Annotated in this window: 21 protein-coding genes; 18 read left to right on the top strand and 3 right to left on the bottom strand. The window is 71.9% G+C overall.

Annotation, left to right across the window (positions count from 1 at the left end; genetic code table 11):
• Nucleotides 1-167 precede the first annotated feature (167 nt).
• The 4 genes from AC1Q49_RS07920 to AC1Q49_RS07935 all read left to right on the top strand — a co-directional run bounded on the left by AC1Q49_RS07920 (nucleotide 168) and on the right by AC1Q49_RS07935 (nucleotide 4529).
• Nucleotides 168-1511 carry a class I SAM-dependent RNA methyltransferase gene (locus AC1Q49_RS07920; RefSeq protein ID WP_061782054.1) on the top strand — a complete coding sequence of 448 codons (1344 nt, stop codon included), beginning with the start codon at nucleotides 168-170 and terminating at the stop codon, nucleotides 1509-1511.
• A 69-nt stretch (nucleotides 1512-1580) separates the two neighbouring features.
• Nucleotides 1581-2249: a response regulator transcription factor gene (locus AC1Q49_RS07925; protein ID WP_060960971.1), complete on the top strand. Its 669-nt coding sequence runs from the start codon at nucleotides 1581-1583 to the stop codon at nucleotides 2247-2249.
• The gene (locus tag AC1Q49_RS07930; RefSeq protein WP_492491468.1) at nucleotides 2239-3495 is read left to right on the top strand and encodes a sensor histidine kinase; all 1257 of its coding nucleotides are present in this window, start codon (nucleotides 2239-2241) and stop codon (nucleotides 3493-3495) included. Before AC1Q49_RS07925 ends, AC1Q49_RS07930 begins: the two co-directional genes overlap by 11 nt.
• Nucleotides 3492-4529: a hypothetical protein gene (locus AC1Q49_RS07935; RefSeq protein WP_492491470.1), complete on the top strand. Its 1038-nt coding sequence runs from the start codon at nucleotides 3492-3494 to the stop codon at nucleotides 4527-4529. The genes AC1Q49_RS07930 and AC1Q49_RS07935 overlap by 4 nt, the downstream gene beginning before the upstream one ends.
• 247 nt (nucleotides 4530-4776) lie before the next feature.
• Here the strand turns inward: AC1Q49_RS07935 and AC1Q49_RS07940 are convergent, their stop codons facing one another.
• Both AC1Q49_RS07940 and AC1Q49_RS07945 read right to left on the bottom strand, forming a co-directional pair.
• Nucleotides 4777-5031 (bottom strand): acyl-CoA carboxylase subunit epsilon, encoded by a 255-nt coding sequence (locus tag AC1Q49_RS07940; protein WP_492491472.1) that lies wholly within the window; start codon nucleotides 5029-5031, stop codon nucleotides 4777-4779.
• Nucleotides 5028-6629, bottom strand: coding sequence for an acyl-CoA carboxylase subunit beta (locus tag AC1Q49_RS07945; protein ID WP_060960968.1), 1602 nt, complete (start codon nucleotides 6627-6629; stop codon nucleotides 5028-5030). Before AC1Q49_RS07945 ends, AC1Q49_RS07940 begins: the two co-directional genes overlap by 4 nt.
• Before the next feature lie 152 nt (nucleotides 6630-6781).
• On the opposite strand from AC1Q49_RS07945, the gene AC1Q49_RS07950 reads away from it, so the two are divergent.
• The 11 genes from AC1Q49_RS07950 (at nucleotide 6782) to AC1Q49_RS08000 (ending at nucleotide 19409) form a co-directional block, all read left to right on the top strand.
• Complete coding sequence (locus AC1Q49_RS07950; RefSeq protein ID WP_061782056.1) at nucleotides 6782-7561, top strand: biotin--[acetyl-CoA-carboxylase] ligase; 780 nt, start codon at nucleotides 6782-6784, stop codon at nucleotides 7559-7561.
• Nucleotides 7562-7639: 78 nt separating this feature from the next.
• Nucleotides 7640-8212 (top strand): PH domain-containing protein, encoded by a 573-nt coding sequence (locus AC1Q49_RS07955; RefSeq protein WP_492491475.1) that lies wholly within the window; start codon nucleotides 7640-7642, stop codon nucleotides 8210-8212.
• A gap of 76 nt (nucleotides 8213-8288) precedes the next feature.
• Entirely contained in the window at nucleotides 8289-9428 is a 1140-nt protein-coding gene (locus tag AC1Q49_RS07960; RefSeq protein WP_492491477.1) for a 5-(carboxyamino)imidazole ribonucleotide synthase, read from the top strand.
• Between the two features lie 252 nt (nucleotides 9429-9680).
• A complete protein-coding gene (gene purE, locus AC1Q49_RS07965) occupies nucleotides 9681-10148 on the top strand; it encodes a 5-(carboxyamino)imidazole ribonucleotide mutase (RefSeq protein WP_191009570.1) in 468 nt (155 codons plus the stop codon).
• The gene (locus AC1Q49_RS07970; RefSeq protein WP_492491479.1) at nucleotides 10145-11620 is read left to right on the top strand and encodes an LCP family protein; all 1476 of its coding nucleotides are present in this window, start codon (nucleotides 10145-10147) and stop codon (nucleotides 11618-11620) included. The genes purE and AC1Q49_RS07970 overlap by 4 nt, the downstream gene beginning before the upstream one ends.
• A gap of 4 nt (nucleotides 11621-11624) precedes the next feature.
• Entirely contained in the window at nucleotides 11625-12746 is a 1122-nt protein-coding gene (locus AC1Q49_RS07975) for a glycosyltransferase (protein WP_492491481.1), read from the top strand.
• Between the two features lie 38 nt (nucleotides 12747-12784).
• Nucleotides 12785-13705: a glycosyltransferase family 2 protein gene (locus tag AC1Q49_RS07980; protein WP_492491483.1), complete on the top strand. Its 921-nt coding sequence runs from the start codon at nucleotides 12785-12787 to the stop codon at nucleotides 13703-13705.
• The gene (locus tag AC1Q49_RS07985) at nucleotides 13705-15999 is read left to right on the top strand and encodes a glycosyltransferase family protein (protein WP_492491485.1); all 2295 of its coding nucleotides are present in this window, start codon (nucleotides 13705-13707) and stop codon (nucleotides 15997-15999) included. Before AC1Q49_RS07980 ends, AC1Q49_RS07985 begins: the two co-directional genes overlap by 1 nt.
• A gap of 10 nt (nucleotides 16000-16009) precedes the next feature.
• On the top strand, nucleotides 16010-17281 hold the full coding sequence (locus AC1Q49_RS07990; protein WP_219879422.1) for a glycosyltransferase family 9 protein: 1272 nt from the start codon (nucleotides 16010-16012) through the stop codon (nucleotides 17279-17281).
• A gap of 37 nt (nucleotides 17282-17318) precedes the next feature.
• Nucleotides 17319-18803: a PfkB family carbohydrate kinase gene (locus AC1Q49_RS07995; RefSeq protein ID WP_060960959.1), complete on the top strand. Its 1485-nt coding sequence runs from the start codon at nucleotides 17319-17321 to the stop codon at nucleotides 18801-18803.
• Between the two features lie 24 nt (nucleotides 18804-18827).
• The gene (locus AC1Q49_RS08000) at nucleotides 18828-19409 is read left to right on the top strand and encodes a D-sedoheptulose-7-phosphate isomerase (RefSeq protein WP_492491488.1); all 582 of its coding nucleotides are present in this window, start codon (nucleotides 18828-18830) and stop codon (nucleotides 19407-19409) included.
• Here AC1Q49_RS08000 and AC1Q49_RS08005 read toward each other — a convergent pair.
• Entirely contained in the window at nucleotides 19394-19987 is a 594-nt protein-coding gene (locus tag AC1Q49_RS08005; RefSeq protein ID WP_060960957.1) for a D-glycero-alpha-D-manno-heptose-1,7-bisphosphate 7-phosphatase, read from the bottom strand. The genes AC1Q49_RS08000 and AC1Q49_RS08005 overlap by 16 nt on opposite strands.
• A gap of 237 nt (nucleotides 19988-20224) precedes the next feature.
• On the opposite strand from AC1Q49_RS08005, the gene AC1Q49_RS08010 reads away from it, so the two are divergent.
• The 3 genes from AC1Q49_RS08010 to AC1Q49_RS08020 all read left to right on the top strand — a co-directional run.
• Nucleotides 20225-21529, top strand: coding sequence for an excalibur calcium-binding domain-containing protein (locus tag AC1Q49_RS08010; RefSeq protein WP_223849529.1), 1305 nt, complete (start codon nucleotides 20225-20227; stop codon nucleotides 21527-21529).
• Between the two features lie 73 nt (nucleotides 21530-21602).
• Nucleotides 21603-22124 (top strand): RAD23 family protein, encoded by a 522-nt coding sequence (locus AC1Q49_RS08015; RefSeq protein WP_060960955.1) that lies wholly within the window; start codon nucleotides 21603-21605, stop codon nucleotides 22122-22124.
• A 38-nt stretch (nucleotides 22125-22162) separates the two neighbouring features.
• Nucleotides 22163-23862 (top strand): LasA N-terminal domain-containing protein (locus tag AC1Q49_RS08020; protein WP_492491491.1); only part of this gene is annotated, 1700 nt, incomplete at its 3' end.

Consider the following 23862-nt stretch of genomic DNA (forward strand, 5'->3'; position numbering starts at 1 on the left):
CCCCTGCCCTGCCCCCGCCGGCATCCGCACGCCCCCGCGCGTGACGAACGTCGGAGTTTCCGCTGCGCGCGAGCCGGACGGGCGGCCGAGCGCCGGAGGACGGACAAGAATCCGACGATCGTCACCGTCGGTCGGCGTGGGCTCGGCCGACGTGACAGCATCGGAGGATGGACTCCGGCGACCTCATCGACCTCGACATCACCGACGTGGCGCACGGCGGTGTGTTCGTCGCCCGCCACGAGGGACGCGTCGTGTTCGTCGCCGACGCCATCCCGGGCGAACGGGTGCGCGCCCGTCTCACCGACACCGCGAAGTCGTCGTTCTGGCGCGCGGCCACGGTCGAGGTGCTCGACGCCTCGCCGGATCGGCGCGCCCACGTCTGGGCGGCGGCCGACCTGGACGTCGACCCCGACCTGCGCCCCGGCGGTGCCGACTTCGGCCACATCACCCTCGAGCGCCAGCGCGCGTTGAAGCAGCAGGTGCTCCGCGACGCCCTCGAGCGCTTCGGCGGGCTGACCGGTCCCGAGGTGGCCGTCTCGGGCGCGGCGGCGCTGCACGGTGCGGACGGCGAGGTGCTCGCCGCGGAGTCGGAGGATGCGACCGGCTGGCGCACCCGGGTCAGCCTGCACGTCGACGCGGACGGACGCGTCGGACCCTACGCGGCGCGCAGCCACCGCGTCGTGCCGGTCGACGACCTGCCGCTGGCGACGGCGGAGATCGCGCGCGCCGCGCGGGAGCTGACCGCGCAGCCCGGTCGGGTGGACCTCGTCCAGCCCGCCGACGGGCGGGTGCGGATCGTGCCGCGTCCCGAAGCGGAACGCGCCGGACGCGGGAGGGGTCGCGGCCGCAACCGCGCCGGAGCGTCTGCCTCCGCGGGCCCCGGCCGGGCGGATGCCGCCGCCGAGGTGGTCTGGGAGGAGGCGGCCGGACGGCGCTTCCGCGTCGACGCGGGCGGATTCTGGCAGGTGCACCGCCTCGCGGCGCACACCCTGACCGCCGTCGTGGCCGAGGCGCTGCGAGAGCTGGGCGGCATCGACGACACCGCCCAGCATCTGGACCTCTACGGCGGCGTCGGGCTCTTCGCCGCCACCCTCGGCGAGCTCGGCGGCGCCGCCACCCGGGTGACCTCGGTGGAATCCGATCCGCGCGCGACCGAGCACGCCGGCGAGAACCTCGCCGACTGGGTCGGTGCGCGCGCCGAGACGGCGCGGACCGACCGCTTCCTCGCCCGGCTGAACGCCGACGCCGGCGCCGCCGAGCGCGCGCGGCTGAGCCGCGGCGTCATCCTCCTCGATCCGCCGCGGGCGGGAGCGGGCCGCGCGGTCGTCGACGGCATCGCGGCGTTGGCCCCGGCATCCGTCGTGTACGTCGCCTGCGATCCGGTCGCCCTCGCGCGCGACCTCGGCAGCTTCCGCGAGCACGGCTACGAGCCGCGTCGCATCGAGGCGCGCGACCTGTTCCCGCACTCGCATCACGTCGAAGCGGTGGCGGTCCTGCAACGCGCCGAGTGAGCCGACGGCGCCGCGGAACTCACCCGTTCGGCGGATGTCGGCGCCACGCGTCATGGTTAGGCTGACCCCATGACGCGTGTGGCTCTCATCGACGACCACGAGTCCGTGCGGCTCGGGCTCGAGGCCGCGTGTGCACGCGCCGTGACCAAGGACGTCGTGTTCTCCGGCAGCAGTGTGCGCGCCTACCTGGAATGGCGGCAGCGATCCGGAGCGGCCCCCGCCGACATCGTCGTGCTGGATCTGACCCTGGGTGACGGGACGACCGTCACGGAGAACGTCTCCAGTCTCGTCGCCGACGGCTCGCCCGTGCTGATCCACAGCGTCGCCGACCGTCCCGGGGCCGTGCGCGAGGCGCTCGCCGCCGGCGCCGCCGGCGTCATCAGCAAGGCGTCCCGCATCGACGACGTCATCGCGGCGATCCGCACGGTGGCGCGCGGAGAGGCGCTCGACAACGTGGAGTGGGCGAGCGCGGTGGACGGCGACCGCGCGTTCGCCGACGCCCAGCTCTCCAAGCGCGAGCGCGACGTCCTGCGCCTGTACGCCGCCGGCCTTCCGCTGAAGGCGGTCGCCGACCGTCTCGGCATCGCCTACTCCACGGCCAAGGAGAACATCACGCGGGTGCGCGTGAAGTACGTCGAGGTCGGCCGTCCCGCACCCACGAAGGTCGATCTCCTGCGCCGAGCGATGGAAGACGGCCTCATGCCCGGCCACGCCGGAGCGGGCGCCGGTGGCGACTGACGGGTCGTCACCGGCCGGTGTGCCGCCGATCGCCGTCGATCCGGCGGTGCGTCGCCCGCTCGGCGACATCGCGGCCGGCGCCGAGCGTTTCACGCAGGCGCGGGTCGAGCGGATCATCCGTGTCGTGGTGGCGCTGGGGTGCGCCGTGCTGGGGGCGCAGTCGTTCCTGAACGCCCTCGCCTCCCGTCAGGAGAATCCGGCCGCCCATCTGCCGCTGCTGCTGGCCGTCTTCATCCCGCTCGGGGTGATGATCGCGGCGTGCGTCGCCGGAGTGGGGGTGCGCACCGCGGCGGGCGTCTTCGCGGTCGTGTTCGCGGTCGCGCTGCTGTGCTGGCCGCTGGTGACGCAGGGCCGTGCCGAGGAGGCGGCGGGTGCGCCGTGGATCTGGTACCTCCTGAACGTCGCGACCTCCGCCGCCGTCCTCGCCTTCCGGCTGCCCGTGCAGATCGTCTGGGCGGCCCTCGTGCCGCTGCTCTATGCGATCGCGCGCGTGACGCAGCTGGGCGCCGACGCCGCACAGACCGTCGACGTCGTGCGCGACGCCGTCTTCGCGGCCATCCTGGCCGCCGTCGTGATCACGCTCGGCTGGTTGCTGCGCAGCGTGGCCGTGGGGATCGACGGCGCCCGCAGCGACGCGGTCGCCTCCTACGCCGAGGCCGCCGCGGCCAACGCGGCCGAGACCGAACGGGTGGCCGTCGCCGCCCTCATGCACGACAGCGTGCTGGCCGCCCTCATCGCCGCCGAGCGCGCCGGCACACCGCGCGAGGAGGCGCTGGCCGCCGCGATGGCGCGCGAGGCGCTGACCCGTCTCGCCAACACCGACCAGGACTCCGGCGAGGGTCCCGACGAGCCCGTCGCGGCCGCCGCGGTCGCCGCGACCCTCCGCGCCGTGGTCGCCGAGCTCGACGGGGCCGCCCCGGTCGCGGGGGAGGTCGCCGCCGACGCCCCGGTGCTGCCGGGGCGGGTGGCCCGGGCGCTCGTGCTCGCGGCGACGCAGGCGGTGAGCAACGCGATCGACCACGCCCACGGGCGCGGGCTGCAGGTGTCGCTGCGCGCGGATGCCGCTCGTGTGCGAGTGCAGATCGTCGATCGCGGACCGGGCTTCGATCCGGCCGCCATCCCCGACGACCGCCTCGGCATCCGCGGATCGATCGTCGCGCGGATGGCCGCCGTCGGCGGCCGGGCCCGCGTCCGGACCACCGCCGCCGGAACCGTCGTCACCCTCGACTGGGAGTACCCGCGATGAACCTGCGGGTGCGCGCCACGCTCTCGGTGCTCGCGATCGCCTTCACCTCCTACCTCGCCGCGGGCGCCGTGCTGTGGTCGAGCCCGCCGCCGCACGTCGCGGTGCAGCTGGTCGCCGTGGCGCTCTACCTCGCGACCACCTGGGTGTGCGTCTTCTGGAACTCCGGATCCAAGCCGTCGCGACGAGACCCGATCACCGGCGACCTCGGACACCGCTCGGTGCTGCCGGCATGGGCCGCGGTGCTGGCGCTGGCGACGGCGGTGCTCGTGCCGAACGCGAGCTGGGTCGCCGTGGGGATGGAGGCGCGACGCACCGACATCGGCACCTGGAGCGTGGGGGCGGTCGGGGCGTTGCTGGCCATCGTCATGGTGCGCCGACGTCCGTGGGTCGCGTGGGTCGGCGTGATCCTGCTGGCCGCGGAGGCGGCCCTGTGGATCGGGCCGGTCGACGCGCTGGCGCTCGGCGTCGTGGGCGCCGTGCTGTGGGTGGGGGTGGCGCAGCTGCTGACCTGGCTCGTCGACCGCGCGGCATCCGACACGGCGGAACTGACCGCGTTGCAGCGCGCGGCGTCCGAATGGCTCGCGGCTCAGGAGGGGACGCGGCGCGAGCGGCGCACGCAGGTGCAGCGCGCGCTCGCGCTGGCGGGGCCCGTGCTCACCCGGACGATCGAGACCCGGGGGCGCCTGACGGAGGGCGAGCGACGAGCGGCCCGTATCGCGGAGGAGGCGCTGCGCGACGAGCTTCGCGGGTCGGCGCTGCTGGACGAGGCCGTCCGCGCCGCCCTGTCCGCCGCCCGGGAGCGCGGGACCATCGTCTCGGTGCTGGACGAGGGCGGGTTGGACGGGCTGTCGCCCGCCGAGCGCGCGGTGATCCGTGCACGCCTGGCGGAGGTGCTGGCCGATGCCGACTCGGAACGCGTCTACGTGCGCGCGTCCGCGCACGAGGAGATCGCCGTCACCGTCGTGGGACGGACCCCGTCCGACGACGGTGAGGACCAGGTGGACCTCTGGAGCGAGATCCCGCGCCGCGGGTGAGGCCGGCGGCCAGAGACAGCAGCCCGAGAAAGGCGCCCCGAGAGAGCGGCTCGAGAGGAAGAGGAGGCGAGGGGCGGCGAAGCCGCCCGCCCCTCGCCATGCGAGTGGTTACCCGAAAACCGACTCGCGAAGGGCCGATCCGCTCATCAAGCGGAACCGACCGAACGCAGAAGCGTTCCAGCGATATCGATTCTTCCGGCTCCGAGAAGCTGTGTCTGTAGGTATTTTGGGGGACAAAGACAGCGGGTCAGCCCGCGAAGCGTCCCCAGCCGGTCTCGCGCCGCAGGGGCGCGCGCAGGTTCCGGGCCGAGAGCTCCCAGGCCGATCGCCGCGGGGTCTCGTCGGCGACGGCGTCGGCGGCCTCGCGCTCGTAGGCCTCGGTGACCACCGCGAGCACGGCGGCCAGCTCCTCCGGGGTGGGGTCGCCGCGGCGGACATCGATGCGCACGGCATCCGCACCGGCGGCGGCCGCGCTCGGCGGCGGCGTGGCGGACGCGGTCATAGCGGGATGTTACCGTGCTTCTTCGCGGGCAGGCTGGCCCGCTTCCCGCGCAGCGACCGCAGTGCCTTGGCGACCGCGACGCGGGTCTGGGCGGGCTCGATGATGCCGTCGAGCTCGCCGCGCTCGGCGGCCAGGAACGGCGACGCGACGTTGTAGGTGTACTCGTTCGCGAGGCGCTGACGCACCGCCGCGACGTCTTCGCCGGCTTCCTCCGCCTTACGGATCTCGCCGCGGTAGAGGATGTTGACGGCGCCCTGACCGCCCATGACGGCGATCTCGGCGGTCGGCCAGGCGAGGTTGACGTCGGCGCCCAGCTGCTTGGAGCCCATCACGATGTAGGCGCCGCCGTAGGCCTTGCGCAGGATGACCGTGACGAGGGGGACGGTCGCCTCGGCGTACGCGTACAGCAGCTTGGCGCCGCGGCGGATGACGCCGGTCCACTCCTGGTCGGTGCCGGGCAGGTAGCCCGGGACGTCGACGAGGGTGAGGATCGGGATGGAGAACGCGTCGCAGAAGCGGACGAACCGGCTCGCCTTCTCGCCCGCCTCGATGTTCAGGGTGCCGGCCATCTGCGACGGCTGGTTGGCGATGATGCCGACGGTGCGGCCCTCGACACGGCCGAGGCCGATGACGATGTTCGGCGCGAACAGCGGCTGCACCTCGAGGAAGTCCCCGGCATCCACGATGTGGGAGATCACCTGGTGGATGTCGTACGGCTGGTTGGGGGAGTCGGGCACGACCGTGTTGAGCGTCCGGTCGGCGTCGGTGGTCTCCCACTCGAACTCGTTCTCGTAGACGGGGATCTCGGCCATGTTGTTGTCGGGCAGGAAGCCGACCATCGAGCGGACGTAGTCGATCGCGTCGTCCTCGTCCTCGGCCAGGTAGTGCGCCACGCCGGAGCGGGTGTTGTGCGTGTAGGCGCCGCCGAGCTCCTCCATGCCGACGTCCTCGCCCGTGACCGTCTTGATCACGTCGGGACCCGTCACGAACATCTGGCTGGTCTTGTCGACCATGACGACGAAGTCGGTGAGCGCGGGGGAGTACACCGCGCCGCCGGCCGCCGGGCCCATGATGATCGAGATCTGCGGGATGACGCCGGAGGCCGCCGTGTTCAGGCGGAAGATCTCGCCGTACTTGCCGAGGGCGACCACGCCCTCCTGGATGCGGGCGCCGCCGGAGTCGAGGATGCCGATGATGGGCATGCCGCCGCGCAGCGCGAACTCCATGATCTTGATGATCTTGTCGCCGGCCACCTCGCCGAGCGACCCGCCGAAGGTCGTGAAGTCCTGCGCGTAGACGGCGACCGTGCGGCCGTGGATCGTGCCGACGCCGGTCACCACCGAGTCGCCGTATGGGCGGGAGCGGTCCATGCCGAAGGCCGTCGTGCGGTGACGCACGTACTCGTCGAACTCGACGAAGGTCCCGGGGTCCACGAGCATCTCGATGCGCTCGCGCGCCGTGAGCTTGCCCTTCGCGTGCTGCTTGTCGCGCGCGGTGGCCTCGGCATCCACGACGGCCGCCTGGTAGCGGGCGCGGAGGTCGGCGATCTTGCCGGCCGTCGTCGACAGGTCGGGCTGCGCGGAGTGGTCTGGCTGCACGGTTTCGTCTGGCTGCTCTGGCACGCCTCCCACCCTAGCGACCGCCCCCGTGCGTCGGTTGGGGGACGCTCACAACGAGACGGCGATTCGATTGTGGGATGCCGCGGAACGACGCGCCGTCCGGCCTCGCGGGTGCGGCGTAGGGTGACGCTATGTCGATTCCCACCGAGGGTTATCCCCTGACGGCCGCTGTCTCGCCCCGCGTTCACGTCATCGACACCGTCGACTCCACCAACGCCAAGCTCGTCCGCGATGCCGAGGACGATCCGGACGGGCATCCGCACCTGTCGGTGCTGCTCACCCGCGACCAGCGCGCCGGCCGCGGCCGGCTCAGCCGCACCTGGGTGACGCCCCCCGGATCGGCCCTCGCGGTGTCGGTGCTGCTGCGCGTCGGCGCCGTCGCCGTGCACGACCGGGGTTGGATCCCGCTCGTCGCGGGCGCCGCGATGGTCGACGCGATCGCCGCCCAGCTGCCCGCCCACGACGTCGCGGTGAAGTGGCCGAACGACGTGCTCGTCGACGGCCGCAAGATCTGCGGCATCCTCGTCGAGGTCGTTCCCTCGGATCCGCACACGGTCGTCGTCGGCGCCGGTGTGAACACGACGATGTCCGAGGCGGAGCTGCCCGTGCCCACGGCGACCTCGTTCGCCGCCCTGCGGGCCGTCGCCGACGAGGACCGGCTCGTCGCGGCGTTCCTCGACGCGCTCCGCGACCGCATCGCCCGCCTGGCCGTCGGCGGGGGAGCCGCGGTGGCCTCCGACGTCGTCGCGCGCTGCGGCACGCTCGGCACGCGGGTGACCGTCTCGCTGCCCGACGGCGGGGTCATCGAAGGCACGGCCGCGCGGCTGGACGCCGACGGTCGGCTCGTCGTCGCGACCGACGACGGCCCGGAGAGCGTCGTGGGCGCCGGTGACGTCGTGCACGTGCGCTGATCGCGCCGGCGGCGGGCGAATCGCGGACCTCGGCCCGGTCACGCCCCGTTTCGGCGCGGTGACCGGCACAATGAGAGCGTGACCTCGCCGACCGCGTACCCCGGGCGACCCGCCACGCCCGCGCCGGGCGCGCCGACACCCGAGCGCCGCATCGCGCGCGTGCGCGGACACGCGCGCCGGCTGTTCTGGTCGGCGCTCGTCCTCATCGTCGCCGCCGGAGCCGTCGGCTACTTCACGGGCAATCTCCCCGCTCCGTTCGAGGACTGGATGCTGTGGGCGGCGGCGGGCGCCGTCGTCCTCCTGCTGGTCGTCCTCCCGTACCTGCGGTGGCTGTCGCACACCTACACGGTCACGACGCGGCGCGTCGTCGAGCAGTCCGGGACCTTCGGCCAGCGCCGGCGTGAGCTCCTGCACGCGCGCGGCTACACGATCGCGGAGCGCCGGGGTCCGCTGCAGCGGCTGTGGGGCGCCGGAACGCTGGTGCTCTCCAACGGCGTCGACGAGCCCCTTCGGCTCGTGAACGTCCCCGCGGTCCGCCTCCTGCACGAGGCGCTGTCCGACCAGGTCGAGGTGAGCCAGATCCTGGCCCATCGCGACGCTCGGTGGGACGCCGCGACCACGGTCATCCCGGACCCGCCCCCGCTTCCGTAGCCCCGTACGGCCCGGCCGGCGGGCGGGCGGACGGCGCGGCCGCGGTGGCGGAGCGCCCTCTCGCCGACCTGAGAAGATGGAGCGGACGAAAGGGAGCACCATGGCACTCACCCTCGGAATCGTCGGCGGCGGTCAGCTGGCGCGGATGATGATCGCGCCGGCCGTCGAGCTGGGCGTGCAGGTGCGGGTGCTCGCCGAGGAGCCCGGGATGGCCGCCGCGATCGCCGCGACCGCGACCGGCGACTACCGCGACCTCGAGACCGTGCGGGCGTTCGCGCGCGACGTGGACGTGCTCACCTTCGATCACGAGCACGTTCCCCAGGAGGTGCTGCGCGCGCTCGTGGACGACGGTGTGCGCGTGCACCCCGGGCCCGACGCGCTGCAGTTCGCGCAGGACAAGCTCGCGATGCGTGCCCGCCTCGACGAGCTGGGGATGCCGCAGCCCGATTGGGCGGCCGTGGCCGATGCCGAGGCGCTGCGGGCGTTCCTCGACGCCCACGGCGGCCGCGCCGTCGTCAAGACGCCCCGGGGCGGCTACGACGGCAAGGGCGTGCGCGTCGTCAGCGACCCGGCGGAGGTCGCGGACTGGTTCGATGGCGGCGCGCTGCTGGCGGAGGAGCTCGTGGACTTCTCCCGCGAGCTCGCCCAGCAGGTGGCGCGACGACCGTCGGGTGCGCTGCTCGCCTATCCCGTGGTCGAGACGGTGCAGCGCGACGGCGTGTGCGCCGAGGTGATCGCGCCCGCCCCGCGCGGCGGCGCGCGTCTGGCCGAGGTCGCGGCCGAGATCGGAACCGCGATCGCGGAGGGTCTCGGCGTGACGGGCATGCTCGCCGTCGAGTTGTTCGAGACGACCGACGAGCGGCTGCTGGTCAACGAGCTCGCGATGCGCCCGCACAACAGCGGCCACTGGAGCCAGGACGGCGCCGTCACCGGACAGTTCGAGCAGCACGTGCGCGCGGTCCTCGACCTTCCGCTGGGCGACTCGTCCCCGCGGCAGCCGTGGGCGGTCATGGTGAACATCCTCGGCGGTCCGCAGCACGACACGCTCGAGAGTCGATTCCCCGCGGTGCTCGAGGCCCATCCCGCTGTGAAGGTGCACACCTACGGCAAGGCGCCCCGCCCCGGGCGCAAGGTCGGGCACGTCAACGCCGTCGGCGACGATCTCGATGCCGTGGTGTACGAGGCCCGCGCGGCGGCGGCCTTCTTCATCGACTGACGCGCCCCTCCGCCCTCCGGCCCGCGCCCGATCGTGGGGGTGGGTCGGCGGTTGCTGCGTGACGAACGTCGGACCATCGGTGGGCATGGGCGTGCTCGCGGGTGATGTCGACGGGCATGAGGGCATGACTCCGACGCTCGTCACCGACGGCTCTCGAGCGTGGCGTTCCGGGGTTCTTCCAGGGTGCCGCCATAGCCTTGTCGGGTGACAAGACCCCTGCATTCCTCGGCATCCCCTCTCGTCGGCGTGGTCATGGGGTCGGACTCCGACTGGCGGGTCATGAGCGACGCCTCGCAGGTGCTCAGCGAGTTCACGATCCCGCACGAGGTCGAGGTGGTCTCGGCCCACCGCACGCCCGACAAGCTCCTGCGGTACGGCCGTGAGGCGCGCGGCCGCGGCCTCCGCGCGATCATCGCCGGAGCCGGCGGCGCGGCGCACCTGCCCGGCATGCTGGCGTCGGTCACCTCCCTCCCCGTCATCGGTGTGCCGGTGCAGCTCGCGACGCTCGACGGGCTGGACTCCCTGCTCAGCATCGTGCAGATGCCCGCGGGCATCCCGGTGGCGACCGTGTCCATCAACGGCGCCAAGAACGCCGGACTGCTCGCGGCCCGCATCCTCGGCTCGTCCGACCCGCGACTGGCCGACCGTGTCGAGCAGTACGCGCGGACCCTCGAGGAGCAGGTCGAGGAGAAGAACCTGCGTCTGAAGGAATCGCTGTGAGCATCGCCGCCCCGCCGCGTCCGCCCCGTGGCGCGGGAGGCGGTGCCGGGGGAGGCGTGATCGTCGGCGAGCAGCCGATGCGTCGCCCCGACACCCGCTCGCCGCAGGTCATGACGCGGCGCGCCTGGTGGCTCCTGGCCCTCAACTTCCTCCTGCCCGGCTCGGCTCAGGCCCTCGCCGGCAGCCGGCGCCTCGGGCGGGTGGGCCTGACGGCGACCCTGCTCATGTGGGTGGTCGTCGTGCTCGCCGGCGTCGCCGCGCTGATCTGGCCGTCGCTGCTCTTCACGATCGGCACGAACGGGTTCGCGCTGCTCGTCATCCAGCTCGTGCTCCTGGCGTACGCCGTGCTGTGGGTCGTGCTCACGATCGACACGCTCCGGCTGATTCGGCTGGTGAACGTCCGCCGCGGCTCGCGGCCGATCGTCGCGGCGCTCGCGATCCTCAGCCTCGTCGTCGGCAGCGGCGGCGCCGTGTACGCCGCGCAGCAGCTGCTGGCTCCGGCTCGCGAGGCGATCGCGTCGATCTTCACGAACAACGCCCCGCCGGTGCCGCCCTCCGACGGGTACTACAACTTCCTGCTCCTCGGCGCCGACAGCGGCCTGGGGCGCGATTCGATGCGATTCGACAGCATCTCGGTGGTCTCGGTCAACGCCGAGACCGGCGCCGTGCACATCACCGGCATCCCGCGCGACCTCGCCTACGCGCCGTTCGCCGACGGACCCATGCACGACCGCTATCCCGACGGGTTCGAGGGCCACCCCTCGCAGACGTGCGGCTGGGGCCCGGGCATCAACCAGCTCATGAACGCCGTCGAGATCTGCCAGCCCGACGCAGGCGCGGAGATCTACCCCGACGCCGCCGCGCAGAGCTCCACCCCCGCCATCGAGGCGACGAAGGATGCCGCGGAGGGCATCCTCGGCATCCAGATCCCGTACTACGTGTTCGTCGACATGAAGGGGTTCGCCGACATCGTCGACGCACTCGGCGGCGTGGACATCACCGTCCAGGAGCGGCTGCCCAAGGGCGGCGGTCCCACTTACGAGGGGGAGCCGGCGGAGGACTGGGCGATCGGCTGGATCGAGGCCGGAGCGCAGCACATGGACGGCGACACGGCGCAGTGGTACGCGCGGTCGCGGTACACCACGAGCGACTGGGACCGCATGCGCCGTCAGCGGGAGCTGCAGCAGGCGATCCTGGCGCAGGCGAACCCCGCGAACGTCCTCAGCCGCTTCCAGGCGGTCGCCGCGGCGGGGGAGGACCTCGTGAAGACCGACATCCCCGACTCGATGCTGGGGTATCTGGTGCAGCTCGGCGTCAAGGCGAAGGAGCAGCCCGTGCAGACGCTCGAACTGACGCCCGAGGGCGCCGGCATCGACACGGACGAGCCGACGGCCGACGAGTACGCGCACGTGCGCGACCTCATCCAGCAGGCGCTCTACCCGCCCGCGCCCACGCCGACCCCCGAGGGCTGAGGTCATGACCGCCACCCTCCGCCTGGTGCTGGATCAGATCGTCGCCGCGACCGACGCCGATCTCGCGATCGCCACCCGCGAGATCGCCCGCGCGCTCGTGGCGACCGCGCCGTCGGGGTGCGACGTCGCCGCGATCGTGCCGTCGGTTCCCGACGCGTCCGCCGCGCTGGGGGCCGCCGTTCCCGGCCTCGTCGACGTCACGCGCGCGTCGCTGCCGCGCCGTGAGCTCGCCGCCTCCTGGCAGCTCGGGATCGCACCGGGCATCGGGGGAGGGATGATCCACTCGCCCACCTCCCTCGCGCCCCTGGTGAAGCACGATCGGGTGCACGAGAACGATCAGACGGTCGTCACGATGTGGGACCTCGCCGCGTGGGAGCGCGCCGCGGAGATGTCGCGTCCCGCCGTCGCGTGGCATCGGGCGATGCTCAAGCGCGCCGTCAAGCATGCCGACGCCGTGGTGGTGCCCACTCACGCGATGGCGGAGAGGCTCGCGGAGATCGCCCCCCTGGGCGACCGCCTCCGCGTCATCGCCGGCGCCGCACCCGCGCGCTTCGCCGTGCCCACCGACGAGGTGGGTCGACGCCGCGCGCTCGACATCCCGGACGGGTGCCTCGTCGTGTCCGGTTCCGCGGCGGCATCCGCGGGTCTCGCCGACGCCTTCACGGCGATCGCCACCTCGGGAGCCGACCTGCCCGTCGTCGTGCTCGACGCCCCCGAGGGCGCGGAGCCCGCTCTCGCCGACCTCGCCGCCGCGTCCGGCCTGGCGGAGGGCCGCGTGCACGTGCGAGGGACGCTCGAGGATGCCGATCGTGCGGCCGTCCTCGGGGGCGCCGTCGCGCTGCTGGCGCCGAGCCGGCTCGCGGGCTTCCCGTGGCGGGTCGTCGAGGCGCTCGCCGTCGGCGTGCCCGTCATCGCCGCGGACTCGCCGACGCACCGCGAGATCGTGTGGGACGGCGGCGTGCTGGTGCCGGCGGACGAGGAGGGCGCCTTCGCGGACGCGCTCGCGGGCCTGCTGTCGTCGACGGCCGTCGTCGAGCGGCAGGCCGTGCTCGCCGCCGACCGCGGACGCGCCTTCTCCTGGCTCAGCGCGGCCGAGCGGGTCTGGCAGCTGCACGCCGACCTGTGAGGACGCGCGAGGACGCGCGCGGTTCTAGGGTGTAAGTCATGCCTCCTCGTGTCACCGTGATCGTGCGGACGAAGAACCGACCGGAGTTCTTGACGAGGTCTCTCGCTGACATCTCGGCACAGACCTTCCATGACGTCGGCATCGTCGTCGTCAATGACGGCGGCGACCGCGCCGTGGCCGCGCAGATCGTGTCCACCGCCGGCGTCGATTCCCGACTGATCGACACCGCCGCACCGGGCGGGCGGTGCGTCGCCGCGAACACCGGCGTCGCGGCGGCCGACGGGAGCGAGTTCGTCGTCCTCCACGATGACGACGACCTGTGGGACCCGCGCTTCCTGGAGCGCACGGTCGCTTGGCTCGACGCACACCCGGAGGACGTGGGCGTCGCCGTCGCCACCGCGATCGCCTACGAGCAGAACGTCGGCGGCGTATGGGTCGAGGCCTCGCGGGTGCCGTTCTGGGAAGGGATGACCCGCGTCTCCTTGACCGACATGCTCGATCGCAATCGCGTCGTCCCGATCTCGTTGCTCTACCGACGTCGGGTCCACGACGAGGTCGGCGGTTACGACGAGCGACTGGGCACCGTCGAGGACTGGGAGTTCCTGCTGCGGGTGCTCGCTCGACACTCGGTGGGGTTCATCCCCGGTGCTCCCCTCGCGATATGGACCCAACGCCCTTCCGCCAGCGGAGTGGCGTCCAACAGCATGTTCGCCCTCGAGGATCGACACGCCGAAGACGACGCCCTCGTGCGCGATCGCGAGCTCGCCGCCTGGACGTCCGCCAACGGAATGGGCCTTCCGCTGTACCTGGCGGGGATGGAGAGGCGGCTGGCGGACCACGTCGATGCGTCGGCCGACCGCCTCCGGGAGCAGATCCGTGCTGACATCGATTCTCATCAGCCCATCGCTTCGCGTCTGCGGCGTCTGCGACGACGTCTGGGCGGCCGAGGCGACTCGTGATGACCGCTTCCCGATCGCGTCTGCGCGCCGCCTGGCGTCGCGTCAGGGGCGCTCCGGTGGCCGGCGCGCTCGTCAGGGCCGCGGACCGTCTGCTGTGGTGGCGGGTCATCCGCCGCTCCGGCCTGGTGGACGCGCAGTATTACGCCGCACAGCGCGGATGGCGCCGTGCCGGTGACGCGCGGGCGATCGTGGACTACGTCACGCGCGGATTCAGATCCGGCCTCAGCCTGAATCCGCTGTTCGACGAGCTCGTCGCCGGGCGGGCGCTGCCCGAGCCCGATCGGGTCCCCGCGCTCTACGCCTACCTCGTGAGCGATCGACGCACGGTGTCCGTCCATCCCTGGTGGGACGCGCCGGCCGACGCCCACCGGGCCGAGGGCGTTGCGCCACTGGACGACGTCTGGGCGCGCCGGGAGAGCGCGATCGTCGAGGTTCGGATCGGCGAACGGTCGCGGTCCGTGCCGGTGATGCAGCTGCGCGCCTGGGCGATGGAGGCCGCGCAAGAGTGGCGACGGGGGACGCACGCACCCGCCGGGGACGCAGATCGAGCCGACCTGGTCGTTCGTATCCTCCAGCGGCGGGATCGCGATTACCCCCGTCGCGTCCTCGAGGTCACCCCCCTGGCCCACACGGATGACGTGGTCGTCGTCGCGGTCGGATGCGAAGCCGGTCAGTGGATCGGGCTCGACGTCGCCGCACGGCTGTTCCCGTCGTTGCGGCGAGTGATCGTTCCGCGCGCCGCGTCCTATCGGGATGCCGTCCGCAGCGCCGACGCCGCGCCCCGACGCGGATCGGGCACGATCACGATCGTCGGCCCGCGATCGGACCTCACCACGGCCGAGATCCGCGCACTGCGGGAAGGCGTCGTGCCGGGCCGGGCGGTCGCACCCGTGGAGATCGCGCCCGACGGAACCGTCGCGGCCTTCGGCGCGGCCGGCACCGGCGGGACCGTGCCCTACGCGATTCTCAGCGGCCATCCCCGCGAAGACCTCGATCTCCTCGGGACGTCGCGCATCGAAGTGCCCCTTCTGGCCGGTCCCACGTTCGCGATGGCTCGTGAGGATTGGTCCGCGATCGGCGGGTTCGACGGTGTCTCGGCGGGAGCGGCCGTGCCTGCCCTCAGCGCCGCCCTGCGTGCTCGAGTTCCCGGCTTCGTCTGCCAGATCGACGCGGGCATCCGGAGCACGTCGTACGCGCGCCACACCGCGTTCCGGACGGAGGAACCCGCCGCGGCGCCCTTCTCCGACGAGCGCCGTCGCGCCGAAGAGATCCTCCGTGCAGCGGGCTTCCGGGTGACGGCCTGGCGCCCCGCGCTCACGCCGTCCGCCGCACCGCTGCCCGAGCTCGAGTGGCGACGCCCGGAGCCGGCGGCCTTGCGGTGGGCCATCAAGATCTGCGCACCGCCCGGTCCCCTCGGCGCCGTCTGGGGCGACACGCACTTCGCCGACGGACTCGCCAAGGCCCTCAGACGACGCGGACACTTCGTGGCCGTGGACAGCTTCGATGCCCGGGACCGGTGGACGTCTGCCCTCGACGACGTGACGCTGGTGGTGCGAGGTCCGTACCGCATCTCGCCCCCGACGACGGGTACCCGCGTCGAGTGGATCATCAGCCACCCCGACCAGATCACGCGAGCCGAGGTGGACGACTTCGACATCGTCTACGCGGCATCCGATCTGTGGAGTGCAGCGGCCTCCGAGCGGTGGAACATCACCGTCTCGCCGCTGCTGGAGTGCACCGACGCCGATCAGTTCTACCCGCGTGGCCTGGCGCGCACCGACGAGATCGTCTTCGTCGGCACCGCGCGAGGAATCGCTCGGCCCAGCGTCGTCGTGCCACTGGCGGCGGGCATCCCGGTGCGCGTCTACGGACCGGATTGGCGCACCTACATCCCCGCCTCGGCCATCGCGGCGGAGAACCTTCCGAACGACCGGCTCAGCGAGCGCTATGAGACGGCCTCCATCGTCCTCAACGACCAATGGCCGGCGATGCGGCAAGAAGGGTTCATCGCCATGCGGCCGTTCGACGTCGTGGCCGCCGGCGGGCGGGTGATCAGCGAGGACGTCGACGGTATCGACCGCGTGTTCGGTGACGCCGTGCCCGTGTTCCGAACGGACGAGGAACTGCTCGAGCTGCTGGCACGCGACCCCGCCGATCTGTTCCCGGATGCGGAGGGGCTCGCGGCCGCGTCCGAGCGCATCCGACGGGATCATTCCTTCGACGCGCGGGCCGGACGTATCGTCGACGACGTCCTCCGCCACCGCGCCGCGGGGGCGGCGCCGCGTGAGCAGTAGAATGGCTCGGATGAACGCGCGTTCCTTGCTTCACCGCGTCCAGTGGGAGATCAATGCCATCCGGCATCGCGATCCTCTGTCGCCACGGCGGTTTGTCCGGTTGTTCGGTTCGCGCCGGCGGCGCTCCTGGGACCCGACGCAGGAGCCGCGCCGGGTCGTCATCCTCCGCAGCGACGAGATCGGCGACACCGTCAGCACGTTGACGCTGCTGGACGCCATGCGTCGCCAGTGGCCCTCCGCGAAACTGCACCTCGTGGTCAAGCCGGGCCCGGGGTCCGCTTTCCATGCCGCCCCCAGCGTCGACCGTCTGATCTTCTGGTCGCCGATCACGGAGGGCTCGGCGTTGAAGCGGCAGATCCTCACGGTTCGGCAGGCTCTGCGCCGGTTCGGGATCCGCGGCTACGATCTGGCGGTCCTGCCGCGCTGGGACTTCGACGACACCCCGATCCGGTACCTCGCGGTCGCCACCCGTGCGCGCTCGGTCGTCGGCTTCACCCCCGTCCCCCAGCGCGAGCCCGACTGGCTCGGCGACCAGAGCGCGCTCTTCACCGATGAGCTCCCGCGCGGAAACGACCCCCTGCTGACCGTCGCTCAGCTGCGCCGCCTGGCGGACTGGCTCGGGCTGGCATGGACCCATCCGGGCGCCCGGCCGGTGGGACGAGCCCTGTTCGACGCCGCCGACGCGGCGCGCGCAGAAGCCCGCGCCTCCTTGCCCGGTGAGAGCGGACGGGTCATCGGCCTCGGCATCGGCGCACGGGACGCGAAGCGTCAGTGGCCCGTCGAACGTCTGACCGAGGCCGTCGTCGAGATCGCGAAGAGCGGGCCGGTCCGCGTCCGCATCCTCGGAGGCCCGACCGACCGCGAGCGTGCGGCCGAACTCGTGGGGCTTCTCCGCGACCGCGGGATCGCGGCCGTGGATCTCGCGGGCGAACTCTCCTTGAGCGAGAGCGCCGCGGCGATCTCGCAGTGCGACCTCTTCATCGGCAACGACTCCGGTCTGCAGCACATCTCGAGCTCTCTCGACGTTCCCACCGTCGTCGTCACCTGCCATCCCGCGACGGGCTCGCCCTGGAGCGACAATGCGCCGGAGCGATTCGGCCCGTGGTCGCGTCAGCGAGCGGTTCTCCAGCCGGAACGGCCCGCACCCGGATGCGGCGAGGAGTGCTCGTCGCGCGAGCCGCACTGCATCCTCGCCGTCGACTCCGCCGATGTCGCCGGCGCCGCCCTCGCGCTCATCGGTGAGTCCTCTCGTCCTTCCGAGACACCGGCGTCCGCGGGCTGACCCGCGTCCTGTCTCCGTCACTGATCTGGAACCCGCCATGACTTCTCTTCCCCTCATCACTCCTCACGACGTCCTCGGGTTCCAGGCGGTGCATGTGGTCGTCGTCGGCGACGCGATGCTCGATCGGTACGTCGAGGGCGCGGTGCATCGCATCTCTCCGGAAGCGCCGATCCCCGTGCTCCGCGTCGCCCAGGACCGCTCGGTGGCCGGAGGCGCCGCGAACGCGGCAATGAACATCGCGGGGCTCGGCGCCGCGGCGACTCTCATCGCGGCGTGGGCCGAGGACGAGGCGGGCCGGGAGCTCGAGAGACTGCTCGCGGCCGCCGGCGTCCAGGCGCGCCGCGTCGCCCGAGGCGATGCCCCCACGATCGAGAAGCTGCGGGTCGTGGCCGGGCAGCAGCAGATCGTGCGCATCGATCGCGAGGACACGTCGTCGCTGGATGCGGCCGGTGCGGATGCCGTGCTCAGCGCTGTGCGCGATGCCGTCGAGGGGCACGACCATCGGTGCGTCATCGTCCTCTCCGACTACGCGAAGGGCATGCTCGACGAGGCGGTCGTGCAGCGCGTGATCGCCTTCGCCCGAGAGCGCTCCCTGCCCGTCGTCGTCGACCCGAAGTCGGCGGACATCCGCAAGTACAGCGGCGCGACGGTCGTGAAGCCCAACTTCGCCGAGGCGGCCCTCATGGCGGGGGTGTCGGCGACCGCGCCGACCGAGGAGGTGCTCGCGCAGATCGCCGAGGCGATGGCCGTCCCGGATGTGTCGGCCGTCGCGATCTCCCTGTCCGCGCTGGGCGTCGAGGTCGTCGAGGGCGGCGCGCGCACGCGGCTTCCCACGCGCGCCCGTCTCGTCGCCGACGTCTCCGGTGCCGGTGACTCCATGATCGCGGGTCTCGCAGTGGGCCTCGGCAGCGGCCTGTCCACCCTGAAGGCCGTGCAGGTCGGAAACCTGGCCGCCGGCATCGCCTGCGCCCGTCCGGGCACCGCGGTGGTGACCTCGGCCGACCTCCTCAACGAACTGCTGATCGATTCCTCTCCCGCCCACCGGCCGGGCACGATCGAGGACTGGGATGAGCTGGCGCGACTGGTGCGGGTGGAGAAGGACGCGGGCCGGACGGTGGTCTTCGCGAACGGAGTCTTCGACCTCCTGCACGCCGGCCATGTCGCTCTCCTCAAGGAGGCCCGTTCGCTCGGCGACGTGCTCGTCGTGGGAGTGAACTCGGATGCCTCGACGGCGCGACTCAAAGGACCGTCGCGACCGCTGCAACCGCAGGCGGATCGCATGGCGGTGCTGGACGCCGTACGCTACGTGGATTTCGTCACCGTGTTCGAGCAGGACACTCCCCGCGAGCTGATCCGGGCCATCCAGCCGGACGTCATCGTGAAAGGATCGGACTACCGACCCGATCAGGTCGTCGGGGGAGACGATGCCAAGGCCTGGGGCGGCAGAGTCCATATCGTGACCCTCCTCGACGGTGTCTCGACGACGAAGCTGTCGCAGGGCGAACAGGTGCGTCGCGGCTGAGCCGCGCGGGAGAGGAATCACAAGATGAACATCGTTCAGGAGAACCTGCTCGAGAACGCACGCCGGATGTCGGCCCTCGCGGAGGACGAGCGCTTCGGAGCGTCGTTCGCGGCCGCGGCGGAGACCATGGTGGCCTCACTGCGCGGGGGAGGGACGCTGTTCGCCTGCGGCAACGGCGGTTCGATGACCAACGCTCAGCACTTCGCCGAGGAACTCACCGGCAGGTTCCGTGGGAATCGGCCGCCGCTGCGCGCGATGGCGATCTCCGACCCGTCCCACCTCACCTGCGTCGCCAACGACTACGGCTACGAGTTCGTGTTCTCCAAGTTCGTCGAGGCGTTCGCTCGCCCCGGCGACGTCCTGCTCGCGCTCAGCACGAGCGGCAAGTCACCGAACGTGCTCCGCGCGGCGGAGGCGATGAAGGCGGCGGGAGGCAAGGTCGTGGCCTCGTCGGGCACGGCCGAGAGCCCGATCGGGGCGTTGGCCGATGTGACGATCGCCCTCGGCGCCAGTCGCTGGGCCGACCGCATCCAGGAGTCGGAGCTCGTCGTCATCCACTCGCTGATGCAGGCCATCGAGGACGGGTTCGGCTACTCCGCGGAGTGATCCGGCCCCGCGGCGGCGGCGGCGAATGCCGCCAACGTCGGGAACGTGACGTCGGCGTGCGGATCGTCCACGGCATCGATGCGCACGGTCATCGTGCCGCCGGTGCGCGCTCCCAGTCGCCGTCCCATCTCGATGTCCGACTCCGTGTCGCCCACCATGACCGACAGTGCCGCATCGACCTCCGGATGCTGGGCGAGGTAGCTCAGCGCCATCCCGGGAGCAGGCTTGCGGCAGTCGCAGTCCGCGCCGACGAGGTGGGGGCACACGCGGATGTCGTCGATCCGCCCTCCCGCCCCTTCGATCTCGAGGCGCATCCGCCGATGGATGTCGTCGAGGTCGGCAGCCGTCATGAGCCCCTTGCCCACGCCCTGCTGGTTCGTCACGACCACGATGCGCGGTGCCCACTGCGCGAGGACTGCCAGGGCCTCGAGTGCCCCGGGTTCGAACGCGAACTGCTCCCACGTGCGCACATAGCCGTCGATGATGCGGGTGTTGATCACGCCGTCGCGGTCGAGGAAGAGACACCACTGCCGACCGGAGGTGTTTCGACGTCGTGTCTCCTGCGTGAGCGTGTCCACCCGGCGACGCTATCGCACCCGGGCGGCGAAGGCGGCACGTGATCGGGGGCGGGGACGGCGGCGACGCCCTCGGCGGATCCCGGAAGAACGGTAGCGTGTGGTCGAGGCGCGGGAGACGAGCCGTCTGCGGGATGAAAGGACATGACTGTGCAGTCGAATCCACTGGTGTCCATGGTCGGGGCGCGAAGGCGACGGGGGCGCCTTTCTCTGTTCAGCGCGGTCTGCGCAGCCCTGGTCGTGGTGATCGTCGCCGCAGGAGCGGGCACCGGTGCGTACGCCGCGCCCGTGGACGCGGCGCCCGCACGTATCGCCGGCTCGACGGCGTCGAGCGCAGCGGCTGCCTCGACCGACATCCCGGTGCACCCGTGGTTCGAACCGACGTACACCGAATTGGGCGGAACCGGCGGCGTCCTCGGCGCACCCCTGCACCCGATGCAGTGTCAGTCGAGCTCGTGCTGGCAGGAGTTCGCCGGCGGAGTGCTCACGTCCGATGGGACCCGGATCGTCAAGCTCTCCACCGAGTACGTCTCGACATGGCTCGCGGCCGGAGGCCCGGACGGCGGGCTCGGGCTGGTCGCGGGCCCCGAATCCTGCTTCGGTACGTACTGCGCCACTCCGTTCACCCACGGTGTCGCACGGTGGACGCCCGGCGTCGGGGTTCAGGTGATCCTCGTGCACCCGTGGTTCGAAGAGGCGTGGAAGCGGCTCGGTGCGGTCACCGGAGAGATCGGCATCCCGCTCAACGGCCTCACGTGCCAGTCGTCCTCGTGCTGGCAGGAGTTCGTGGGTGGCGTGCTCACCTCGGACGGCACCCAGATCGTGAAACTCTCCAGCTCCTATGTGCGCACGTGGCTTGCGTGGGGCGGACCGGACGGCGACATCGGTCTGGTCTCGGGGCCCGAGAAGTGCTACGGGTGGTACTGCGAGGCTTCGTTCACGGGTGGTGTCATCGTCTGGAATCCGGGCGGCTACGGCGTGACGTTCCCCGTCACGAAGCGCTGGTTCTACGGCGACTGGATCGCCCGAGGAGGGGGTGGTGGCTCTCTCGGTGTTCCGCTCGGTGCGATGGAGTGTCAACGAGCGGCGTGTTATCAGCAGTTCAGTAGAGGCACGCTGACGTCGTCGTCCACGGGGATCGTGTCGCTCTCCACGGCGTACGTCGACCATTGGCTCTATCGCGAAGGTGGGCCCGACGGTCACCTCGGTCTCGTCGAGGGGCCCGAGTCGTGCTTCAGCGGCCAGTGCCAGGTTCCGTTCCAGCACGGCCTCATGGTGTGGCAGCCCGGTGGAGGCGTACGGGTGCTCACGGGAGCCGAGGCCGATGCGTGGCGGGCCAGCTATCCCCTGCCGGGCTCCGCGCCGTCGACGGGCGGCTCGTCCGGCGGCGGGACGCCCGCCAACCCCGGCGATACGGTCAACTGCGACGATTTTGACACGCAGGCGCAAGCGCAGGCATGGTTCGACAAGTACAAGCCGTACTACGGCGATGTCGCCAGGCTTGACCGCGACAACAACGGGATCGCTTGCGAGTCGCGTCCGTGAAGGGCACGCGGGCTGATCTCGACCATTCTCGCCAACTGTGGTTGATACTGAGGGAGTGAACTACGGTCAACGAGTGCAGCCTGGTCTCGGCGAGCGGCGCGACGCGATGAGGCGCGTCGGTTTCGGCGCGCTGGTGTCGGTCGGCGCGATGATGTCCCTCGTCGCATGCGCGACCGGCTCCGCAGGCTCGCCGGGCTCGACGACGACCGCTCCGGTTCCTCCCACCAGCGCGACCGTTGCCGTGCCGACGCCGACGTCCTCTGCGACCCCGGCGACGCCCTCTCCGATCGCGTCGCCGACGCCCGGCGCCACGGCGACGGTCACGATCGTCAGCTCGGGAGCGGACGGGGAGGACGTCTTCGCATCGGGCCTCGTCACGGGAGACGCCGACGAGGAGGGGACGTGCTCGCTGACCGCCACATCGGCGACGGGTCGCGTCCTCACCGCCCAGACAGAGGCCCACGCCACGCCCGCAGCCGTGAACTGCGGGCTGATCAAGATCGCGGCCGAGCCCGGCGACTGGACGCTCGTTCTGAGCTTCACCTCGCCGACCTCGGCCGGCTCGTCCGCATCGGTGCTGGTCCATCAGCCGTGAGTGAAGCCCCGCGGACCCTCCGCCGTCGTCTCCTCTCGATGCTGGTCGTCGTTGCGGCGGTGTTCTCGGGACTCGTCGGAGTCGTCGCACCGCTGCAACCGCCGGCCGCGGACGCCGCGACCGCGAGCAGCTTCCAGGCCGGCTATCTGATCTCCGACAGCAACTTCTTCGATTCGGGGTCGCTCTCGGCATCCGACATCCAGAGCTTCCTGAACTCGAAGGTGTCGAACTGTCGGCCGTTGTACGGCATGCCGTGCATGCGCGACTATGTCGCGCAGTCGACGCCGGCGCTCGCGGCGAACGCCTACTGCAGTGCGTTCCCGGGCGGCTCGATGACCGCCGCCCAGTTGATCTCGGCCGTCGCCCAGTCGTGCGGAATCAACCCCAAGGTGATTCTCGTGATGCTGCAGAAGGAGCAGAGCCTCGTCACGGACCCGTCGCCGTACGAGGTGCAGTACAGTGCGGCGCTCGGGCAGGGATGCCCCGACGGGGCCGCCTGCGACCCCGACTATGCGGGCTTCTTCTACCAGCTGTACGGCGCGGCTCGGCAGATGCAGATCTACATCAAGAACCCGAGTTGGTTCGGCTACCAGCTGGGGTGGAACAACATCCTGTATCAGGCCAACCCTCCGGACACGAAGGGCATCTGCGGAACCAAGCGCGTCTACATCCAGAACGATGCCACGCGCGCGCTGTACGTCTACACGCCGTACACACCCAATCAGGCCGCGCTCGACAACCTCTACAGCACCGGTGACTTCTGCTCGTCCTACGGCAACCGCAACTTCTGGCGTCTGTACACCGACTGGTTCGGCGACCCGACCGCAGAGCAGGTCACGGGGGAGTACGCCGCGGTGTGGAAGTCCCTCGGCGGAGCTTCCGGAATCCTCGGCGCGCCGAGGAGCGTCGTCGTCTGCATCGACAACCGCTACTGCCAGCAGTCGTTCGCCGGCGGGACGATCTTCTGGTTCCCCTCGCGGGGCGTGTTCGGTGTCCCGTCGGTCGTCGAGTCGATGTGGCGGAACCTCGGGTTCATCGATGGCAAGCCGGGATTGCCGACGGGCGTGCCGGTCTGTGCCGCTGACTCGACCTGCGCGCAGTCGTTCGACGGCGGGGTGATCGCGGCGGACTCGGTCGGCGGGTCGCTGGTGGGACAGCACATCCAGTACACCTGGCTGGCGGCGGGCGGTGTCGCCCTCGGCGGCGCGCGCGGCCCGGAGGTCTGCTCGGCCGGTGACAAGTGCGCCCAGACCTTCGCCCGGGCGGCGTTCTTCTCCGGCGGGGGTGCGACCGCGGTCGTGGGCGGGATCTTCCAGGCGTGGAGCGCGAACGGCATGTCGGCGGGCGCGATGGGGTATCCCCAGAGCGATGCGGTGTGCGCCGGCGGCGGGTGCACGCAGCGGTTCGACGGCGGCCTCATCGTGGCGGCCGGTTCGAACGCCCAGGCGATTCCGACCGCGATCGCGACACCGTACCTCGCGGCGGGGGGATATGCCGCCCTGGGCGCACCGGTCGCTCCCGCAACGTGCGGCGCAGGCACCTCCTGCTCGCAGCTGTTCGAGCGGGCGCGCATCGACGTCTCCACGGCGCGGGGCACGATCATCACCACCGGGCTGTTCCTCTCCGCCTGGGCGGCCCGCGGCTATGACCAGGGTGTTCTGGGTGCGCCGACGGCGGCGGCGGTGTGCACGGCGGTGACGTGTTCGCAGTCGTTCCAGGGCGGTCTGCTGGTCGGTTC

The sequence above is a fragment of the Microbacterium sp. MPR-TSA4 genome (assembly GCF_058792815.1).

Bases quoted from the DNA above. Each gene is read 5' to 3' on its own strand.
- AC1Q49_RS07920 (WP_061782054.1), top strand. From the start codon at position 168: ATGGACTCCGGCGACCTCATCGACCTCGACATCACCGACGTGGCGCAC.
- AC1Q49_RS07925 (WP_060960971.1), top strand. From the start codon at position 1,581: ATGACGCGTGTGGCTCTCATCGACGACCACGAGTCCGTGCGGCTCGGG.
- AC1Q49_RS07935 (WP_492491470.1), top strand. From the start codon at position 3,492: ATGAACCTGCGGGTGCGCGCCACGCTCTCGGTGCTCGCGATCGCCTTC.
- AC1Q49_RS07940 (WP_492491472.1), bottom strand. From the start codon at position 5,031: ATGACCGCGTCCGCCACGCCGCCGCCGAGCGCGGCCGCCGCCGGTGCG.
- AC1Q49_RS07950 (WP_061782056.1), top strand. From the start codon at position 6,782: ATGTCGATTCCCACCGAGGGTTATCCCCTGACGGCCGCTGTCTCGCCC.
- AC1Q49_RS07960 (WP_492491477.1), top strand. From the start codon at position 8,289: ATGGAGCGGACGAAAGGGAGCACCATGGCACTCACCCTCGGAATCGTC.
- purE (WP_191009570.1), top strand. From the start codon at position 9,681: ATGGGGTCGGACTCCGACTGGCGGGTCATGAGCGACGCCTCGCAGGTG.
- AC1Q49_RS07975 (WP_492491481.1), top strand. From the start codon at position 11,625: ATGACCGCCACCCTCCGCCTGGTGCTGGATCAGATCGTCGCCGCGACC.
- AC1Q49_RS07980 (WP_492491483.1), top strand. From the start codon at position 12,785: ATGCCTCCTCGTGTCACCGTGATCGTGCGGACGAAGAACCGACCGGAG.
- AC1Q49_RS07985 (WP_492491485.1), top strand. From the start codon at position 13,705: ATGACCGCTTCCCGATCGCGTCTGCGCGCCGCCTGGCGTCGCGTCAGG.
- AC1Q49_RS07990 (WP_219879422.1), top strand. From the start codon at position 16,010: ATGAACGCGCGTTCCTTGCTTCACCGCGTCCAGTGGGAGATCAATGCC.
- AC1Q49_RS07995 (WP_060960959.1), top strand. From the start codon at position 17,319: ATGACTTCTCTTCCCCTCATCACTCCTCACGACGTCCTCGGGTTCCAG.
- AC1Q49_RS08000 (WP_492491488.1), top strand. From the start codon at position 18,828: ATGAACATCGTTCAGGAGAACCTGCTCGAGAACGCACGCCGGATGTCG.